Annotated in this window: 15 protein-coding genes and 1 pseudogene; 9 read left to right on the top strand and 7 right to left on the bottom strand. The window is 66.9% G+C overall.

The annotated features are described in order from the left end of the window. Positions 1-59 precede the first annotated feature (59 nt). Positions 60-887 (top strand): GNAT family N-acetyltransferase, encoded by an 828-nt coding sequence (locus ACQPW1_RS41780; RefSeq protein ID WP_433658706.1) that lies wholly within the window; start codon positions 60-62, stop codon positions 885-887. Positions 888-894: 7 nt separating this feature from the next. On the opposite strand, the gene ACQPW1_RS41775 is transcribed toward ACQPW1_RS41780, so the two are convergent. From ACQPW1_RS41775 to ACQPW1_RS41765, 3 genes are read right to left on the bottom strand one after another with little or no spacing between them, the layout of a single operon-like run. Then, on the bottom strand, positions 895-2,553 hold the full coding sequence (locus tag ACQPW1_RS41775; protein ID WP_433658704.1) for a serine/threonine-protein kinase: 1,659 nt from the start codon (positions 2,551-2,553) through the stop codon (positions 895-897). A gap of 3 nt (positions 2,554-2,556) precedes the next feature. After that, positions 2,557-4,386 carry a protein kinase domain-containing protein gene (locus ACQPW1_RS41770; RefSeq protein WP_433658703.1) on the bottom strand — a complete coding sequence of 610 codons (1,830 nt, stop codon included), beginning with the start codon at positions 4,384-4,386 and terminating at the stop codon, positions 2,557-2,559. Then, positions 4,370-5,983, bottom strand: a complete 1,614-nt coding sequence (locus ACQPW1_RS41765; protein WP_433658701.1) for a serine/threonine-protein kinase — start codon at positions 5,981-5,983, stop codon at positions 4,370-4,372. Before ACQPW1_RS41765 ends, ACQPW1_RS41770 begins: the two co-directional genes overlap by 17 nt. Before the next feature lie 39 nt (positions 5,984-6,022). Between ACQPW1_RS41765 and ACQPW1_RS41760 the strand changes: the two genes are divergently transcribed. The 8 genes and pseudogenes from ACQPW1_RS41760 (at position 6,023) to ACQPW1_RS41725 (ending at position 14,469) form a co-directional block, all read left to right on the top strand. After that, positions 6,023-6,793: a deoxyribonuclease IV gene (locus ACQPW1_RS41760; RefSeq protein WP_433658699.1), complete on the top strand. Its 771-nt coding sequence runs from the start codon at positions 6,023-6,025 to the stop codon at positions 6,791-6,793. A 726-nt stretch (positions 6,794-7,519) separates the two neighbouring features. Further along, positions 7,520-7,771, top strand: a pseudogene (locus tag ACQPW1_RS41755) (transposase); the annotation flags it as partial. Then, a complete protein-coding gene (locus ACQPW1_RS41750) occupies positions 7,663-8,751 on the top strand; it encodes an IS3 family transposase (protein ID WP_433653973.1) in 1,089 nt (362 codons plus the stop codon). The pseudogene ACQPW1_RS41755 and the gene ACQPW1_RS41750, both read left to right, overlap by 109 nt. 622 nt (positions 8,752-9,373) lie before the next feature. After that, positions 9,374-10,303, top strand: a complete 930-nt coding sequence (locus ACQPW1_RS41745; RefSeq protein ID WP_433658697.1) for a TauD/TfdA dioxygenase family protein — start codon at positions 9,374-9,376, stop codon at positions 10,301-10,303. 149 nt (positions 10,304-10,452) lie between these two features. Next, a complete protein-coding gene (locus tag ACQPW1_RS41740) occupies positions 10,453-11,670 on the top strand; it encodes a CaiB/BaiF CoA transferase family protein (protein WP_433658695.1) in 1,218 nt (405 codons plus the stop codon). 151 nt (positions 11,671-11,821) lie between these two features. Beyond that, positions 11,822-12,748, top strand: a complete 927-nt coding sequence (locus ACQPW1_RS41735; RefSeq protein ID WP_433658693.1) for a hydroxymethylglutaryl-CoA lyase — start codon at positions 11,822-11,824, stop codon at positions 12,746-12,748. A 466-nt stretch (positions 12,749-13,214) separates the two neighbouring features. Continuing rightward, the gene (locus ACQPW1_RS41730) at positions 13,215-13,547 is read left to right on the top strand and encodes a hypothetical protein (RefSeq protein ID WP_433658691.1); all 333 of its coding nucleotides are present in this window, start codon (positions 13,215-13,217) and stop codon (positions 13,545-13,547) included. Positions 13,548-13,692: 145 nt separating this feature from the next. Beyond that, positions 13,693-14,469 (top strand): EF-Tu/IF-2/RF-3 family GTPase, encoded by a 777-nt coding sequence (locus tag ACQPW1_RS41725; RefSeq protein WP_433658689.1) that lies wholly within the window; start codon positions 13,693-13,695, stop codon positions 14,467-14,469. A gap of 74 nt (positions 14,470-14,543) precedes the next feature. On the opposite strand, the gene cqsA is transcribed toward ACQPW1_RS41725, so the two are convergent. The 4 genes from cqsA to ACQPW1_RS41705 form a co-directional block, all read right to left on the bottom strand. After that, entirely contained in the window at positions 14,544-15,782 is a 1,239-nt protein-coding gene (cqsA, locus tag ACQPW1_RS41720) for an alpha-hydroxyketone-type quorum-sensing autoinducer synthase (protein WP_433658687.1), read from the bottom strand. A gap of 241 nt (positions 15,783-16,023) precedes the next feature. Further along, positions 16,024-17,277: a formamidase gene (gene fmdA, locus ACQPW1_RS41715; protein WP_433658685.1), complete on the bottom strand. Its 1,254-nt coding sequence runs from the start codon at positions 17,275-17,277 to the stop codon at positions 16,024-16,026. A 16-nt stretch (positions 17,278-17,293) separates the two neighbouring features. Then, entirely contained in the window at positions 17,294-17,575 is a 282-nt protein-coding gene (locus ACQPW1_RS41710) for an FmdB family zinc ribbon protein (RefSeq protein WP_433658683.1), read from the bottom strand. A 97-nt stretch (positions 17,576-17,672) separates the two neighbouring features. Then, positions 17,673-18,758, bottom strand: a complete 1,086-nt coding sequence (locus ACQPW1_RS41705; RefSeq protein WP_433658681.1) for a substrate-binding domain-containing protein — start codon at positions 18,756-18,758, stop codon at positions 17,673-17,675. Between the last annotated feature and the right edge of the window lie 51 nt (positions 18,759-18,809).

Below are 18,809 nucleotides of genomic sequence, written 5' to 3'. Positions count from 1 at the left end.
TGTGGCTGGTCACCGAAAAACTCGGGCGCGCAACGCAATAGCGGCCTACCGTGTTGATCATGGGGATCGAGATCACCACGGACGCGACCGAGTTCCGCTCGCGCACCGAGTCGTTCCTGCTCCGTGATCCGCTGCGGCACACCGTGATCACCACGAGCATCGCCAACCATGTCGCGGGCACCCAGACCTCCGACCGGTCCGCACGGTTCCTATCGCTACATGCCGACGATGCGTCCGTGGTCGGCGTTGCCATGCGCGTCGACGGCCGGGAGATGTACCTCGGCGAGTTGCCCGCGGGCAGCGTGGGCGCGGTGGCCGACGCGCTCGCCGAGGTGGCCCCGGAAACCCCCGGCGTGGAAGGGCTCATCGGCGACGCCACCACTTTCGCCGAACGCTGGAGCGACCGGTTCGGCGTCGGTTTCCGGCCGTCCTACACCGCCCGGCTGTACCGTCTCGGCGCGCTGCGCATCCCCGATGTGCCCGGGAAACCGCGCCGGGCAACCGAATCCGACATCGACCTGTGTGTCGAATGGGCCGAGGCCATGCGCACCGAGGCCGGGATCGTGTCGGCCGGCCTTCCGGCCATCCGTAACCGGGTCGCGGCAGGCCAGATGTGGTTCTGGGAGCGCGACGGTCGTCCGACAAGCTTTGCCGCCCACCAGACTCCGGTGTACGGCTGGTCCCGCATCGGCCTCGTCTACACCCCGCCGGAGGAGCGCGGCCACGGCTACGCCAGCTCCGTCACCGCCCACCTCGCGCAAGTGCTGCGCGCCGACGGCCTGGACGTCTGCCTCTTCACCGACACCGCCAACCGCACCGTCGGCAGGATCTACCAGACCATCGGCTTCCACCCGACCCACGAATTCGTGCACCACGCATTCGGTTAGGCAGGCCCTAGTTCAGTGGCGCGGCGGTCCACCATTCCATGAGCTCGGACTGGGTGGCGATGAAGCCTGCGCTGTACATCAGGATCGAGGCGCGTTGCGGGTCCGCGGTGAACTCGGTGACCATGCGTGGGCGTCGGGTCTCGCTGTCGCGCAGGGTGTAGTTGGTGTACGTGTGGCCGTGGTTGGCTGCTGTGGACTGGTCGTTGGCGGGTAGTCCGTCGAGCGCGGATCGGGCATCGGTGGGGGAGTTGTACAGGTAGAAGGAGAAGGCCGCCTTGTTGTCCGGGCCGCCGAAGCAACGCCACAGCACCAGCCAGGCACCGAGCGTGGGATCGTCGGCGTTGTTGTTCGCGGCCGCCGAGTCGGGGGTGTAGGAGAAGCAGCCCGCCTTGTTGTAGCCCGTGCCAGCCTGGACCACTTGCTGAGGGGTGGTCTCCGGCAACATGTTCGGGAACTCGTTGCTCAGTGCCGCGGCGTCCGCGCTGATCTGGGCTCGGTCGGTTGTCGGCCGCGCTGACGTCGGCGGCTTGGTGGTCGACGAGATGTCGTGGGCGCGAGTGGTGGACGGGATGGTGGTGGCCGTCGGTCCGGCCGAACCCGTTCCGCTGCGCGAGAACGCGACGATCGAGGCGATGAGTCCGAGCACCAGTAGCCCGCCGACCAACGCGCCGATCACGGCGCTGGACCGGGAGCGGCCGCCGCGGGTGAGAGACGCGTCGGGACCGGTGTTTTGGGCGCCGCGCTCGTACTGCTGCGGCAGCTGATCCACCGCGGCGAACGGCGCGGACTGTTGCGGCGTGAACTGTTGTGGTCTGGTGGGCGGCGCGAACCGTTGCGGCACGGTGAGCGCATGCCAAGCGGCACCGGCGAATTCGGCGCAGGAGTCGAACCGATCTTCGGCCCGCTTCGCCATCGCCTTGGCCAGCACCGCATCCAACGCCATCGGCAGGCCGGGGCGCAGCCGACTGACCGGTGGCGGCGGCGCCTGTAGGTGCCCCTGGATCACCGCGACCGGATTGGTGGCCTCGAACGGCACCGTCCCGGTCAGCAGCCGAAACAGCGTGCAGGCCAACGAATACTGATCCGAGCGGTGATCGAGTAGCGCACCCGACAGCTGCTCCGGCGACGCGTACGCCAGTGTGGCGGTGAATGTTCCGGTCTGCGTGAGCCGCCCGGTTTCATCACGGAAGCGGGCGATCCCGAAGTCGGTCAGGAACACCCGCTCGCCCGCACCCCCGGTGCGCTCCAGCAAGATGTTGGCGGGCTTGACATCTCGATGCAGGACGCCTCGGCTGTGCGCGAAGTCGAGCGCCTTGGCCGTCTCGCCGATGATCTGCACCGCCCGCTCCGGCGGCAGCGAATGGGCGTCCACCGCGGCGGCGTCGGTGCCGTCGATGTACTGCATCGAGATCCACAACCGCTCGTCCTCGACGCCACGGTCGAACACGGTCACGATGTTCGGGTGATCCAGCCGGGCGACCAGGTCGGCCTCGCGCTCGAATCGGGTGCGGATCTCCTTGTCGTGGAACACTTCCGGGTTCAACAGCTTCATCGCCGTCAACCGTGGCAGGCGTGGGTGCCGCGCCAGGTACACCGATCCCATGCCGCCGCGACCGAGCAGGCGTTCGATGGTGTACCCGGCGAAGGTCTCTCCGGGATGCAGCATGCGTCAGTTCAGCGGAGCCGAGCGCCACCAGCGCAGGGTCTGGTCGATGGAGCCGGAGCCGTCGGTGAACATCAGGTACTGGGCGCGATCCGGATCACCGGTGAAGGCGGTGACGATCTTCGGGCCGCTGGCATCGAATTTGTAGTTGGTGTAGGACTTTCCGCCGTTGGAATCCATCGACTTGCTGTTCGACGGCAGCGTCTTCACCACCGCCTGTGCGTCGGCGGCGGACTTGTAGACGTAGATGCGGTAGAGCGGATCCGAGCTGTCGCCGCCGCCGTAGCAACGCCACTGCCAGGCCCAGTCGCCGAACTCCGGGTCACCGTCGCTGGGCGACGGCGTGTAGCTCGTGTCCGTCTCCCAGCATTTGGCGCCGTTGTAGCCGACCTGCTCCGTCTTGGTCGCGGGCACCATGCGCGGGAATTCGGCACTGATCGAGTCGGCGGTCGCGGCGACGGCGTTGCCGGGCCCGACAACACCGGCCGAGGTGGTTGTCGTGTTGTCCGCGGACGGGCTCGAATCGGCGACCGCACCGATGATGGCGAGCGTCACCAGGAGGAGCACCACCGCCGCCAGGCAGATGCCGATGATGAGGCCGACGTTGGACTTCTTCGGCGGTCGCCCGCCGACACTGACCGGGGACATGGGTGGTGGCGGCGGGCTGTAGTTGTACCCGGCCTGCGGACCTGAGTTGTACCCGGATTGCGGCCCGGTGTACGGCGAAGTCGGCTGCGGCCCGGTGCCGCGCGGTTGTGCCACCACGGTGGCCGGGGGCGGCGTCGGGAAGGCCGATCCTGCAAGGTAATTCGGCCCACTCGGCGGCTGGCCCTGGCCGTGCGTCACCGGGTAGGGCCAGCCGGTGGTGGGGGTGGGTGGTCCGGTGGTCGGCCGGGGACCGGTCGTCGGCCGCGGTCCGGTGTTCGGGCGTGGTCCGGTCACCGGCGTCGGTGGCGCGGTGAACGGCCGCGGCCCGCCGACCACCGGCATCGAGGGCACGCTGGGATTGGTGAGCGCGTGCCGGGCGGCCGCGGCGAAATCGGCGCAGCTGGGGTACCGGTCCTCCGGTCGCTTCGCCATCGCCCTGGCCAGCACGCTGTCCAGGGCGTACGGCAGGCCCTGGCGGTGGCTGCTCAACGCGGGCGGCGCACCCTGCAGGTGACCTTGGATCACCGCAGCCGGGTTGGTCGCGGAGAACGGGCCGGTGCCGGTGAACAACCAGAACAGCGAGCACGCCAGCGAGTACTGATCCGACCGGTGGTCCAGCGACGAACCGGTGAGCTGCTCGGGCGACGCGTAAGCCAGTGTGGCGGTGAAGGTTCCGGTCTGCGTGAGATGGCCGGTGTCGTCCCGGAAGCGGGCGATGCCGAAGTCGGTGAGGTAGACCCGCTCGCCGCGGCCGCTGCCGGAGCGGGCCAGCAGGATGTTGGCGGGCTTCACGTCGCGATGCAGCACGCCGATGCCGTGCGCGTAGTCGAGGGCGTCCGCGGTTTCCTTGATGATCTGCACGGCGCGCTCGGGTGGCAGCGCCTGCGGTTGCACCGACGCGGCGTCGATACCGTCGATGTACTGCATGGAGATCCACAGCTGCTCGTCGTCGAGCCCACGGTCGTAGACCGTGACGATGTTCGGGTGGTCGAGCTGGGCGACCAGATCCGCCTCCCGTTCGAACCGCGCCCGCACCTCCTTGTCGAAGAACATCTCCCGGTTCAGCAGCTTCAGCGCTGTCATCCGCGGCAGTCGAGGATGTTTCGCCAGGTAGACCGAACCCATGCCACCGCGACCCAGTTGCCGCTCGATGACATAACCGGCGAAAACGTCACCGCTGGCCAGCATGTCTGCTCCACTTCCCGCCGCCCGCCGGGACCCACCGACGAACAGGCGTACAGCATAAGAACGCGCGATCAGGCACGGGCCGGACCACGGAAAACATCGAAACCATAGCAGTAGTCACTGAACCGACGGCTGCCCAGCGAAAGCGGGGTAACGCCAGTGACATTCGATAGCGAACAGCTATCGGCGGAGGCCGGGCGTCCGGTGGTGGCGACTGCCGACGGGGTGCCGAGCCGGGGCGCATCGGCAGGTCGGGCAGCTCGATCGTGCCGCGCCGGACGGTGCGGCGCGGCGGCAGGAAGGTCTGCGGCGGAACCGATCTCGGTGGCGGCGCAGATTCCGACGGTGGGGGAGTAGATGTCCTTGACGGCGGAGCCGATTTCGACGGCGGTGGCGCGGATGTCCTTGGCGGCTGCGCCGACCTTGACGGTGGTGGCGCCGACGTAGTTGGTGGCTGCGCTGTTCTTGACGGGGGCGGCGCGGATGTCGTTGGTGGCGACGTTGATTCGCGCGGCGGCGGTCCGGATTCTCTGGCGGGTGCTCGCGTACCGGTCTGACCCGGCGGCACCGTCGAATGGGGCGGCCGATCCGGTTGCGAAGGGAACGTACGAGTAGGCGGAATCGGCGCGGGCGGTCTGTTGTGCGTGAACCCGCCGTGGGTGGGGTGCCGCGGCGCGCCGACGGCGAGCGCATGACGGGCTGCCGCGGCGAACTGCGCGCAATCGGCGAACCGGTCGGCGGGCCGCTTGGCCATCGCGCGCGCCAGCACTCCGTCCAGCGTGGGCGGCAGTCCGGGCCGCATCCGGCTCAGCACCGGCAGCGGCGCGTACAGATGGCTGTTGACCACGGCGGCCGGATTCCGACCGGGGTACGGCGCTTCGCCGGTCAACAGCCAGAACAACGTGCACGCGAGCGAGTACTGATCGGCCCGATCGTCCAGCGGCTGCCCCATCAACTGTTCCGGCGCGCCGAACGCCAGCGTCGCGGTGATCGAGCCCTTCGAGCTGAGCGTGGTGTCGCTGCCGCGCACGCCCGCGATGCCGAAGTCGGTGAGCAGCACCCGCTCCGGCTGCCCGATCGGCGCCTTGGCGAGCAGGATGTTGGCCGGTTTCACGTCGCGGTGCAGCACCTGGTTGGCGTGCGCGAAGTCGAGGGCGATCGCGGTATCGCTGATGATCTGCACGGCCCGCCCCGGCGCGAGCACGTTCACATCCGCGCAGGAGGCGTCCGCGCCGGGCACGTACTGCATGGAGATCCACAGCTGCTGGTCCTCGGTGCCGCGATCGAACACCGTGACGATATTGGGATGGTCGAGCTGCGCCACCAGATCGGCCTCCCGCTCGAACCTGCGGCGGATCTCGACCTCGCTGTACAGCTCGCGTTTGAGCAGTTTGAGCGCGGTCAGCCGCGGCAGTCTCGGATGCTGGGCCAGGTAAACGGTGCCCATGCCGCCATGGCCGAGGACACGTTTGATGACATAGCCAGCGAAGACATCGCCGGTCTGCAACACGGTGTTCACCCCCGTCGTCGGGTCGAGCGCGCGGATACTACCGATGTATCTCGCCGGGCCCACGCGATGCAACAAACCCTCGTTCAGCATCCTTGGATTGCTGTCGGTGGTGGTCGTTAAGCTGGCCCCATGCAGATTGGAGCACACGTCCGTCTCGACGGCGACCCGATCGGTTTCGGTGAGAAACTCGGTGCCGATGTCATCCAGATGTTCGTCGTCGACCCGCAGAGCTGGGACAAGCCGACCCCGCACCCGCGGACCGAGGAAATCGTGGCAAGCCCGATCGACGTGGTGGTGCACTCGTCCTATCAGATCAATGTGGCGAGCCTGAACAATCGGCTACGGATGCCCTCCCGCAACGCGGTCGCCCAGCAGGCGAAGGCCGCCGCCGATCTCGGCGCGTTCGGTCTGGTCGTGCACGGCGGGCACGTGCGCTCCGACGCCGAGCTGGAAACCGGAGTGGACAACTGGCGCAAGCTGTTCGAGCGTCAACAGGATAAGGGCGGCTTCGCCGTGCCGATCCTGATCGAGAACACCGCGGGCGGCAACCACGCCATGGCCCGGCATTTCGACGCCATCTCCCGATTGTGGGACGCCGTCGGCGATTTCGGCGCAGGCTTCTGCCTCGACACCTGCCACGCCTGGGCCGGCGGCGAGGAACTGATCGGCGTCGTCGACCGCATCAAGGCGATCACCGGCCGAATCGACCTGGTGCACTTGAACTCCTCGCGCGACGAGTTCAACTCCGGCGCCGACCGGCACGCCAACTTCTCCGACGGAACCATCGATCCCGAACTGCTTGCCGAGGTCTGCAAAACCGCAGGCGCCCCGGTGATCCTGGAGACACCCGCCGAGGGTGTTGCCGATGATCTGGCGTACCTCCGGGAGCACATCGGCTGAGCTGTCCGCCCCCGCCCTTCCTGGGAGGTTGGTACATGCACCCGCCCTCCGGGGAGGTTGGTACAAGAAGGGCTTCGGGGTGAGGTTGCGTGGCGGGCGGGTGCTTCGCACCCCTGGGGCGGGTTGGTGCTGGTTCGCACCCTACGGAATGGGTTTGCACAGCAGTGGGTTGTCTCGCGACTACCTGCGGGTGAGCCTGCGGCGGTGGCTTGACAGTTCGCACACCACTTTCATCTGTCACGCACCTACCAACACCCCAACGGGTGTGCGAAAGATCAAGCAGGTGTGCGAAGTACGCAACCACAGCCAGCGGCAAGCATCGAAGCGAGTCATATGGTCGCCAAACGATCTCCACCAGCAACCATATGACTCGCTTGATCTTGAAAATGCCCTCAACGCCACCACAGCCAGATGACCACCTCGCCAACGCGACTCCACGCCCCTGACATGCCCCTAAAGCCGGGTACGGCACACGACGCGCCCACACTACTCACGGGAAAACCTGGGTAGGTCTTCAGCTTTCACCGGACTGCTCACCTGGGGAGTCCTTAGTTGTACTCGCTGGGTAGGTATACGCATCCAGTCCTTGGTTGTACTCACCGGGTAGGTGCACGCAACCAGTCCTTAGTTGTACTCACCAGGTAGGTGCACAGGTCCCAGGGAATGACTGAGGCTCCCCCCAAGCAGTGGACACCGATTTAGCGGGATCGCGGTCCTGCTGGAAGGATGTCCAGTATGTCATCGTCTCGGAAGCGCCGGTCGTTCACGGCCGAGTACCGGGTCGAGGCCGCGCATCGGGTGATCGATTCCGGTCGCACGATCGCCGCGGTGGCTGGCGAGTTGGGTTTGCATGAAAGCCTTCTCGCTAAATGGGTCCAAGACGAACGCCGCCGGATAGCGGCGGCCGAGGTACACGGCGAGCAGCCGTTGAGCCCGGCCGAGCGGGCAGAGTTGCTCCGGTTACGCAAGCAGGTCAGCGAGCTGGAGAAAGACGTCAGTTTCCTAAAAAAAGCGAGCGCGTACTTCGCGGCGATGCAGCAGAACCGGCCCGGTTCGAGCTGATGGCAGCGCAGTGCGCCGCCACCGAAATCAACGGCAGCACAGCCGATATCACGCGCATGGCGCGGTTGTTGAGTGTATCGACCTCAGGGTTCTACGCGTACCTGAAGCGGAAGACGGCCCCTGTGTTGACCGATCGGCAGCAGCGGCGCGCCGACTTGACGGTGAAGATCCTTGCCGTCCATAAAGACTCCGATGGGACCTACGGGGCTCCGCGGATCACCGCCGAGCTGCGCGATCGCGGTGATCGGGTGTCGGAGAAGACGGTCGCGGCGATCATGGCCGAGATCGGGCTGGCCGGGATCAGCCCGCGCACCTTCAAGGTGCGGACCACGATCGTGGACCCGACCGCGTCGTTCCCGGACGACCTGGTGCAACGTCTTTTCGACCAGGGCCGTGTAGACGCAGTCTGGGTTTCCGACATCACCTATCTGACTTGCGGTGAAGGCGATATGTACCTGTGCGCGATCAAGGACGAGCATTCCAAGAAGGTGCTCGGCTGGACCGTGGCCGATCACATGCGGACCGAGATGGTCACCGACGCCGTGGACCGGGCGGTAGCGGCGCGTGGCGGGTCGTGTGCGGGCACGGTTCTGCATTCGGACCGAGGTAGCCAGTACACCGCCAACGACATGGCTGCCGCCTGCGATCGGCACGGTCTGCGCCGATCCATGGGATCGACCGGAATATGCTGGGACAATGCCGGCGCGGAAAGCCTGTGGTCGACATTCAAACACGAATACTACTATCGACACACCTTCGCCACCAAAGCGGAACTCGTTGCAGCAGTTGACAAATGGATGAATTTCTACAACAGTAGAAGACGCCACTCCACGATCGGGATGCTCAGCCCCGACAATTATGAGCGGTCACTCCTCGCGGCCACTTCGGCCGCATAACCCCCCGTCCACCATTTGGGGGGAACCTCAGACCGAGTAGTGCTGGGCACGTCAGGTGGGGTACCCGGCCTTCTTTATCAGTCAGGTGCGTGGTGTGGGGGTTCCAGCGTGGTCATCTGGCTGTGGTTGCGTTTCGAGACTTGATAATCAGCGAATCTCGGGTCCCAGCGCGGGGATCTACCAGCCGCACACCGAAAACTGGCGGTGTGGAGGGAGACTCACAGAGCGTGCGTACCTTTCACAGGGGCTCAACACCCTGTGAAAGGTACGGGTGCTCTGTGGGTTCGGCGTGTGCTGGCTGGCGAGACGTCGATCGGCACCGCGCGTTGCGCGTTGCGGGTTCCGGTGTGGTGGGTGGGCCGCTGGTTCCGCGAGCACCGGTGCGGGGAGCAGTCAGGTGCACACCCTGGCCCGTCTGGCCGGGTTATAGGGCCGTGAGGGCCGAGATCTGCACCCTCTCGGGGTCCGCAACGGATACGGGCGGCTAGAGCCGGTGTGGGTCCGGAGAGAGGGGGCAGGTGGGGTGCTGTTGGGATCAGGGCGACGAAAACCCTGGTTGGGGTGGGGGATTCGGTGATGTGCTCGGAGAGCACTCATCGGTTTCGACAGCGAAGGTGATCTCATGACGGTCGCACACGCACCAAGCACTGCCTCGGTGACCAAACTCGGCGCGCGGATCGGCGCCCAGGTCGACAATGTCCGGCTCGGTGGTGACCTGGACGCGGTGACCGTCGACGTGATCCGTCGTGCGCTGGTGGCCCACAAGGTGATCTTCTTCCGCGGCCAGGATCACCTGACCGAGGACGGGCAGTACGAGTTCGCGCAGTTGCTCGGCAGCCCGACCACCCCGCACCCGACGGTCACCTCGCACGGCGTCAAGAGCCTCGCGATCGACTCCGAGCACGGCCGCGCGAACAGCTGGCACACCGATGTCACCTTCGTCGACCGCATCCCGAAGGCGTCGATCCTGCGCGCGGTGCACCTGCCGACCTACGGCGGCTCGACCACCTGGGCCTCCACCGTCGCCGCCTACGAGTCGTTGCCCGCATCGCTGAAGGTGCTCGCGGACAACCTGCGCGCGGTGCACACCAACGTCTACGACTACGCGGCCCGCAACGTGGAACCCCTGCGACCGAACACCCAGGCCTACCGCGCGGAGTTCGAGTCGAGCTACTTCGAGACCGAGCACCCGGTGGTCCGGGTGCACCCGGAGTCCGGCGAGCGGGCGCTGCTGCTCGGCCACTTCGTGAAGCACTTCGTCGGCCTGTCCAGCACCGAATCGCAGACCCTGTACCGCCTGTTCCAGGACCGGGTGACCCGTCTGGAGAACACGACTCGCTGGAACTGGGCACCCGGCGACGTCGCGATCTGGGACAACCGCGCCACCCAGCACTACGCCATCGACGACTACGACGACCAGCCCCGCAAGCTCACCCGGATCACCCTGGCGGGCGACATCCCGGTCGGTGTCGACGGCACCGCGAGCACCAGCATCACCGGCAACGCCGAGCACTACTCGATCGTCGAGGACACGCAGCTGCTGGCCTCCTGATCCGGCCGTCGAGTGCCGGAGGCCGCGGCTGCCGAGCCGACCGAATCCACGGAACTCGATCATGCGTCGCTGCCGGGGCGCATGATCTTGTTCGGTCGCAGCGAGGTGTCGTCGTGCGCGGCCGCCGCGGGCCCTGAGACACTGTTGCGATGAGTATTCGGCCGTTGGACGGTGTTCGCGTCCTGGAGCTGGGCAATTACATTGCCGCGCCGACCGCCGGGCGCATCCTCGGGGACTTCGGCGCCGAGGTCATCAAGGTCGAGCGGCCCAAGGCCGGTGACGAGTTGCGCAACTGGCGGCTCTACGGCGGCGACACCTCCATGCTCTATCGCACCGTCAACCGGAACAAGAAGTCGATCACGCTCGATCTGCGCAGCGAGGCGGGCCGCGCCATCGTGCTCGACCTGATCCGCCAGTGCGATGTGCTCCTGGAGAACTTCCGTCCCGGCATGCTGGAGAAGTGGGGGCTCGGCCCGGAGGTGCTCAACGAGGCGAACCCCGACCTGGTGATCACCAGAATCTCCGGCTACGGGCAGACCGGGCCGCACGCGTCGCGGCCGGGCTTCGCCGCCGTCGCCGAGGCGGTCGGCGGCCTGCGCGAACTGATGGGCGAGCCGGACCGCCCGCCGGTGCGCACCGGCGTATCCATCGGCGATTCGATCGCGGGCGTCTATGCCGCCTTCGGCACCGTGATGGCGCTGTTCCAGCGCGAACGCAAGCCGGACGAGACGCCGATTCCGTTGCGCGAGCGCATCATCGACGTCGCCCTCAACGAGACGATCCTGTCGGTGATGGAGTCCCTCGTCCCCGACTACCTCGCCTACGGCATCAACCGGGGCCGGGTCGGCGGCCTCGTCGAGGGCATCGCGCCGAGCAACGCCTACCCGTGCAGCGACGGCGTCAGCATTATCATCGGCGGCAACGGCGACGCCATCTTCCAGCGCTACATGCAGGTGATCGGGCGTCCCGACCTGGCCGCCGACCCGGAACTGCACGACAACGCGGGCCGCTGGCGTCAGCACGACCGCCTCGACCGGGCCATCAGCGAGTGGACCATCCAGCACACCCGCGCCGACGCACTGAAGATTCTCGAGGCCGCGGGCATCCCGTGCGGCCCCATCTACACCGCGGCCGACATCGTCGCCGACGAACAGTACAAGGCGCGCAATATGATTCAGCCGTTCTCGGTGGATGTCGGTGCGGCGGAACCGAAGACCGTCGGCTTTCCCGGCATCGTCCCGGTGATCGGCGAGCAGTCCCTGCCCATCCGCAATATCGGGCCCGACCTAGGTGAACACACGCACGAAGTGTTGTCCGGGCTACTCGGCATGAGCGACAGCGAGATCGACGCCTTGGAGGCGAAATGAAACTTGACCGCAGGCGCCCGCCAGGGCGCGGACCGCGCGATATCCGGTCACCGGGGTTCACCCGGCCGACGGTGCATCCGAATCCAGCCGGGGTGCACGAAAAGCCGTGGGGCGGCGTGATGTGCGCGCCGCGACAGGAGCGAGACGAGCGGTGACCGCCGCGGTCCTGCGCGACGTCACCTTGCGAGATGGCTTGCAGCTCACCGGAAAGGCGCTGCCGGTCGAGCGCAAGGTGGACATCGTCCGCCGACTACTCGGGCTCGGCGTGCCCGCGCTGGAGATCGGCTCCATGGCGCGGCCGGACCTGGTGCCGCCGATGGCGAACACCATGGAACTCATCGCCGCGCTGAGTCCCGAAGAGCTGCAACGCTGTTGGGTATGGGTGGCCACGCCGCGACACGTCGAGAAGGCGGCCGCGGCGGGCGTGCGCAACTTCCAGTACTGCTTCTCGGTCTCGGACGCGCACAACAAGGCCAATATCGGTCGCAGCACCGAGGACAGCGTCGCCGCCATGCCGGACGCGGTTCGCTTCGCCGAAGCGGTGGGCGGCTCGATCCAGTTGTGCCTGGCCACCAGCTTCACCTGCCCGTTCGACGGCCCGGTCGATCCGGAACGGGTCATCGCCATCGCCAACGACCCGCGCACCGCAGGCGCCGACGACATCGTTATCGCCGACACCCTCGGCCAAGCCCACCCCGCGCAGGTCGCAGCGTTGATCTCCGCAGTCCATACGCGAACCCCGCGGCGCCGCATCGTCTTCCACGGTCACGACACCTGGGGGATGGGTGTCGCGAACACTCTGACCGCCATTCAGTCGGGTGCCACGATGGTCGACGGTTCGCTCGGTGGTCTCGGCGGCTGCCCGTTCGCGCCCGGCGCCAGCGGCAACACGTCCACCGAGGACATTCTGTTCGCGACGCGTCCAGGGTGGTTCACGCCGGCCACGCTCGCGTCGTTGGTCGACCTGTCCGAGGACTTACTGGCGGAACTGGGCGAGCCGAATCGATCTCGGGCGGCCGAGGGCGCTCGCTCCAAAGCCGATGCTTTCGAATGGGTCAGTCCACGGACCGCCGGGTAAATATTCAGCCAGCGGTCGGTCTGCGGATAGCGGGATTGACAATTCGGCGCGCCGGTAAATACTTAGCAAGGCTTGTATTCTCGGTGTTGTGGATGCGGCTCTGTGCCAAGCACCATTGCATCGGCGGATGTGCGCCACATCATTGACCAGGCAATGGTTCAGCGATGCGAAGATTATATGACCTATATCACAAAGTAGCCATCGATTCGCCATGGGTGGAAATGGGTGACTTTCCGCGAAACATCTGCTGAACGGGATGGGTTGCACGGCAGGCTGCGAGCCGTTTGTCCTGCATGGAAGTAACCGACCGCGCAAATTTACAGTTACCTTGCTGCTGATCGGGCGTTCAGGGAGCGCACTTGCCTGTTGCCTACCCGTGATATCTCTATCGGGCTGGCACCGAGGGAGTGCTGGCTGCTGTTCTCTGAAGGGAAAGTCTTTGAAGAAGATCCGTACGTTCGGTTTCGTGGCGCTCACCGCCGCCTCCATCGTGATGGCCGGCTCGGGCCTCGCGATGGCAGCGGAGCCGCTGACCGGTTCGGGCACCGGTTCCATCGAAACCTTCAAGCCGCCGTACACCGGTTCGGCGAACCCCGGCACTGTGGCCGCGCCGCCGCTGAGCGGTTCGGGCACCGGTTCCATCGAGACCTTCAAGCCGCCGTACACCGGCTCCGCGAACCCCGGCACCGTGGCCGCGCCGCCGCTGACCGGCTCGGGCACCGGTTCCGCCGAGGGCTCCGGCGCGGCAATCGACGCGTTTCTCAAGGCGCTGCTGGCAGGCAGCAGCACCGCGCAGTAGTTCGCGTATCGAGGCGTTCGGTGTCCTTCGACCCGAGCGCCTCGGCCGACTAGTGAATACTCCTCCGATCCCGATCAACCGCGGGGTCGGATTTGTTGTTTCTGGGGAAGGTCGAGCAAGCACCGACGTTCTGAGCGCCTGCGACGTGCGGAAAATCCGTCGCGCTCACGCGGAGCTGCTCGACCTGATCGAGCTGGAGGTGCGTGAACTGCTCACCGCCCAGGGCTATCCGGGTGCCGACGTTCCGGTCGTCCGGGTCTCGGGGCTGCGCGCGCTGGAAGGTGACGAGCGGTGGACCGCCGCGTTGATCGAGCTGCTCGATGCCATCGACACGCACGTGCCGATCCCGGTCCGCTACACCGACGCGCCGTTCCTCCTGCCGGTGGAAAACGTCCTCACCATCACGGGTCGAGGCACGGTTGTCGCCGGCGCGGTGGAGCGCGGGCGGGTCCGGCTCGGCGATCGGGTGGCGTTGCTCGGTCTCGACGACGAGCTCACCTCGGTCGTCACCGGAGTCGAAACCTTCGGCCGCACCATGGAATTCGCGGAGGCGGGCGACGATGTCGCGCTGCTGCTGCGGGGTATCCAGCGCGGTCAGGTTCGTCGCGGTCAGGTTGTCGCCGAACCCGGCAGCGTTGCCGTGCACAGCAGGTTCACCGCCCGCGTCTACCTGCTCGGCACTGCGGAAGGTGGGCGCCGCACGCCGATCACCACCGGCTACCGGCCGCAGTTCTACATCCGCACCGGTGACGTGGTCGGCGACGTGACGCTCCCCGGCGACACACGGGTGACGATGCCAGGCGACACGGTCGATCTCACCGTCGAGCTGGGCCGCCCGACTCCCGTGGAGCCGGGCCTCGGCTTCGCCATCCGCGAGGGCGGCCGCACCGTCGGCGCGGGCACCGTCCTGACCACCGGCTAGCGGTTCGATGCCGCGTGCGGGGACCAACCATCGGTCCCCGCGCGCGGCAGCGTGGTCGAGTGGCGCGGTCTACTTCATGTGCCACTCGCCAAACCGGCATGGGTTGGTTGGGCGTGTTTGGCGGGTCGGGGTTGGGGTTCGATGGGTGGGGTCGCACCGAAGTGGGTGCGGATTTCGTTGCATGCCCCGATGATTCGGTCGACGTGCTGGTCGGTGAGGCCGGCGTGCAGGGCGAAGCGAACGAGGGCGCGGTTGCGTGCGGTCGTGGGTGGGCACAGCAGGGTGCCGAAGATGCCGCGTGCTTCCAGGAAGTCCCGCATGGCCATGGCTCGCGCGTCGGGTCCGGCCTGCAGGGCGACGATGTGGCTGGCCGAACCCTCCAGGTCGAATTCGAGGGTGGTCAGCGCCCGGCGCACCATGGTCGACAGCTCGCGTAGTCGCTGGCGCCGCCAGTTGTCCAGGCGGATCACGTCGAGTGTTGCGGCGAGACCGGCGATTTCGTGCGGCAGCAGCGTCGAGGAGAAGACCGCGGGATGGGATTCCAGCTTGAAGTAGTCGACGAAATCGGCGTTGTTCGCGCCGACGAACCCGGCGCGAGTGCCGAAGGCCTTGGCAAGACTGGCTATTCGGTACGGCACCCGTTCGGTGAGGCCGAGCGCCGCCACCATCCCGGATCCGGCGGGGCCGTCGGTGCCGAGCGCGTGTGATTCGTCGACGACGAGCACACTGTCGGTTTCGTCGGCGACATCGCAGATCTGGGTGAGCGGACAGCGGCTGCCGTTGGTGCCGTAGATGGCGTCCACCGCGATGATCCCCGGTCCGTGTGCCCTGATCTGCTCGCGCAGGTGGCCGGGAAAGTTGTGCCGGAACGAATATATCGGTGCCCCAGTAACTTTCGCGCCGTGCCAGAACGACATGTGTGCGAACTGGTCGATGTAGACCGGGGTTCCGGGGTCCGCGATCGCCTGCATCAGCCCGACCTTCGCGTCCCATCCGGATTGGCAGAGAATTCCGCCGGGCGCGCGCAGATGTTCGGCGAGGGATCGTTCCAGCACTACCTGCGGATGGTCGGCGGGTAGGTAGGCGCCCGACGCGAACCTGGGGGCGAACGTGGACCGCAGCGCGGTTCTGATCGCGTGGGTGATCCGTGGTTCGACGGACAACGCCAAGTAGTCGTTGCTGTTGAGCACGATGTCGCCGTAGCTGGGTGCGCGGCTGTGCAGGATGTGTCGCCCGCCCCATTGGCCGGTAAGTCTGTCCGAATGGAATCTATCGACCCGCAGGCGGATTCGTTCGGTGACAGTCAGGGCCATGGAACTCCTTTCGCTAGCAACAGCTACTTCAGAGCACACGCCTGACGATTGAACCACCGCCGGATCGGGCCGGGGTCGGATTGAACAACTTGACGGATGACCACTATTTTCCGGGTCGGAGATCTTCGCTACTCGGATTGCTGGCGCGAGTGACGGGTGGTGCGCAATGTTTCAGCAATCCGAGGTGACGTCGTGCGTCCACCCGGCCGGTGTATGTGACAACCGGCCGGGCGGAGCAGCGTCAGCGGGTGGCGCGGGGTGCGCCGGGGCCCGGGTCGATCCGGGTGGGGCCTGCGGCCGTCGGGGCGATGGGGAAGTCGAAGATGGCGGTCGGGATGTAGACGGTGGCACAGGAATTGGGGATGTCGACCACGCCGGAGAAGCGGCCCTCGATGGGGGCGGCACCGAGCAGCAGGTAGGCCTGTTCGGGGGTGTAGCCGAACTTGGTCAGGTAGTCGATGGCGTGTAGGCAGGCGCGTTCGAAGGACAGCTGCGAGTCGAGGTAGCGCTGTTCGCCGTCGAGGGTGACCGAGGTGCCCGAAAAGGCGAGGTACTCGGAGTAGTTCGGGCCGGAGTTGCCCGGCATGAAGATGGCGTTCTCGGAAACGCCGTAGAGCTCCATGCCGTTCTTGATGAGATCGACCCGCAGGTCGATGAATCCGCCCATCTCGATCGCGCCGCAGAAGGTGATCTCGCCGTCGCCCTGGGAGAAGTGCAGGTCGCCGACCGAGAGGTGGGCGCCGTCGACGAACACCGGATAGAACACCCGGCTGCCGCGGGTGAAGTTCTTGATGTCCTGATTGCCGCCGTTCTCGCGCGGCGGCGCGGTGCGCGCGGCATCGGCGGCGACGCGGTCGAACTCGACCCCGGCGAGGGTGCCGAGGATGGCGTCACGCGGTTCGGGCGGCAGCGCCAGCGGCGGCACCCGGTGCGGGTCGGTCGCGATCAGCGCCTCCTCGCGGGCATTCCACTTCGACAGGAGCGCGGCGGACGGCGCGGTGCCCATCAAGCCGGGATGGGTCATGCCGGTGAACTTCACCCCGGGAATGTGGCGCGAGGTGGTGGTCTGCCCGCTGAAATCCCAGATCGCCTTGTACGCGTCGGGGAAGTGTTCGGTGAGGAAGCCGCCGCCGTTGTCGGTGGCGAAGATGCCGGTGTAGCCCCAGCCCTGACCGGCCAGCGGGCCCGAATCCTCCTGCGGGATGGGACCGATATCGAGAATGTCGACAATGAGCAGGTCGCCGGGCTGCGCGCCCTCGATCGCGAACGGACCGGACAGGCAGTGCACCGTGCTGAGCGGCGCGTTCAGCACGTCCTCGGCGGAGTCGTCGTTGCGGATCGCGCCGTCGAACCACTCGCGCACATGCACCCGGAACTCGGCGCCCGGCTTGACGGTCACCGCGGCGGGAATGTCGGGATGCCACCGATTGTGGCCGACGTACTTCTGCTCGGTGAACCGCTTGCCGGAATCCAGCGGGAACAGTAACTCGGGCATCGTATTTCCTTCGGTATCAGGGGCGGGGAAGCTTGCGGTGCAATGGATTTCGAGTCACCGGCACAGACCGGCGCGGCGGCGCGGCCACGACCGGCGGCTCGCTCGCCGTGCGCTCGGTCGCATCGATGAGCCGGGTGGCCGCCGATCCGGGCCGGATCAACGCCGCGACGCCGAACTGCCGTTTGCTGCTCGACGCGCAATCCGGGCACGGCGCGGCGGCGGGCACGTCGGCCATCGCGAAGGCCAGATCGAAGCCGCCGCAGGCGCGGCAATGGAACCAGTAGAGGGGCACGTTCACCTCATTATTTTCATTTGAATATGTTTCGTATGACGACGATACAAAGCCCGGCAGGTCGCCGCAGCGAAACCGCAAGGTGAAGTTCGTGTTACGAGATTCAGGAGTTGAGTTCGGCGCGCACGCTGAATTCGAGCAGGTCGGCGTCGGCCAGATAGACCGGTTGGGTGGTGTGCGCGCCGCGCACCCGCACCTCGCCGCGCGGGCCGCCGTAGCTGACCCGCGGCGCGTTGCGTTCGATGGCGCGCAGGTCGAGGCTGCGGGCCGACTCGGCGAGCGAGGCGAACAACAGCAGTCCCTCGTAACAGGATTCGCCGATGTTGTTGAGCGCGGGCGCGGCCGGGCCGAACTCGCGCAGATAGCGTGCGCCGAAATCCATTCCGGCGGGCGACACGACGCTCTCGAAATAGCCGCTGGCGGTGAACAATCCGCGCGTGCTGTCGGCGCCGCCCGCGTACAGCACGTCCTCGCCGATCATCATGCTCAGCCGCAGCCGGTCACCGTCCAGGCCCGCCTCGGCGAAGGCCCGGTTGAACGCGGCGCAGTCCGCGCCGACCATGAACAGCAGCACGCCCTGCGCCGGTGAGCGGTGGATCAGTTGCAGTGCCTGCCGGAAGTCCCGTCCGCCGAGCGGGACGAAGGTCTGCCCGACGATCTCGAGGTCGGTGGTGGCCGCGAATTCCATGGCGGCCCTTGCGGTTTCCCGCGGCCACACGTAGTCGTTGCCGACCACGCACCAGCGGCGGATGCCGTGCTCGGCGCGCAGCCAGCGCAGCGCGGGGAACAGCTGTTGTTCCGGCGTCTCGCCGACCATGTAGACGCCGTCGGAGTCCTCGCCGCCCTCGTAGAACGTGGTGTAGACGTAGGGCACCCGGCCCGCCGTATGCGGCGTGATCACCTTGCGCGCGTTGGACAGATGCCAGCCGACCACGCCGTCGACCATGCCCGTGCTGACCATCCGGTCGATCGTCGCGGCGAGGACGGGTAGCGGCGCGCCCGCGTCGACGGGGTGTAGCCGGACCGTCCGATCGAGGATCCCGCCCGCGGCGTTGATATCCGCGACGGCCAGTGCAGCGCAGGCCTCACAGGAGGGGCCGAACATGCCCGCGGACCCACTTCGGGGCACCACCAGGGCGATGTCAACCGTGGAGCGACGAAAACCGTAGCGCGGCAACGGAATCACCACCGTATATTTCCATTTGAAGATTGACCATACGGGGTTGGATATAGTACTGCC

The organism is Nocardia sp. CA-128927, from assembly GCF_050955855.1.
In the GTDB taxonomy this organism is placed as follows: domain Bacteria; phylum Actinomycetota; class Actinomycetes; order Mycobacteriales; family Mycobacteriaceae; genus Nocardia.
Note: the sequence above shows the minus strand (reverse complement) of the source record. Positions and strands in the feature narration are given on the sequence as shown.

Coding starts and splice junctions, on each gene's coding strand:
- ACQPW1_RS41750 (WP_433653973.1), top strand. CDS start 7,663: ATGGGTCCAAGACGAACGCCGCCGGATAGCGGCGGCCGAGGTACACGG.
- ACQPW1_RS41775 (WP_433658704.1), bottom strand. CDS start 2,553: ATGCTGCATCCCGGAGAGACCTTCGCCGGGTACACCATCGAACGCCTG.
- ACQPW1_RS41780 (WP_433658706.1), top strand. CDS start 60: ATGGGGATCGAGATCACCACGGACGCGACCGAGTTCCGCTCGCGCACC.
- ACQPW1_RS41760 (WP_433658699.1), top strand. CDS start 6,023: ATGCAGATTGGAGCACACGTCCGTCTCGACGGCGACCCGATCGGTTTC.
- fmdA (WP_433658685.1), bottom strand. CDS start 17,277: ATGCCCGAGTTACTGTTCCCGCTGGATTCCGGCAAGCGGTTCACCGAG.
- cqsA (WP_433658687.1), bottom strand. CDS start 15,782: ATGGCCCTGACTGTCACCGAACGAATCCGCCTGCGGGTCGATAGATTC.
- ACQPW1_RS41745 (WP_433658697.1), top strand. CDS start 9,374: ATGACGGTCGCACACGCACCAAGCACTGCCTCGGTGACCAAACTCGGC.
- ACQPW1_RS41765 (WP_433658701.1), bottom strand. CDS start 5,983: ATGCTGAACGAGGGTTTGTTGCATCGCGTGGGCCCGGCGAGATACATC.
- ACQPW1_RS41770 (WP_433658703.1), bottom strand. CDS start 4,386: ATGCTGGCCAGCGGTGACGTTTTCGCCGGTTATGTCATCGAGCGGCAA.
- ACQPW1_RS41740 (WP_433658695.1), top strand. CDS start 10,453: ATGAGTATTCGGCCGTTGGACGGTGTTCGCGTCCTGGAGCTGGGCAAT.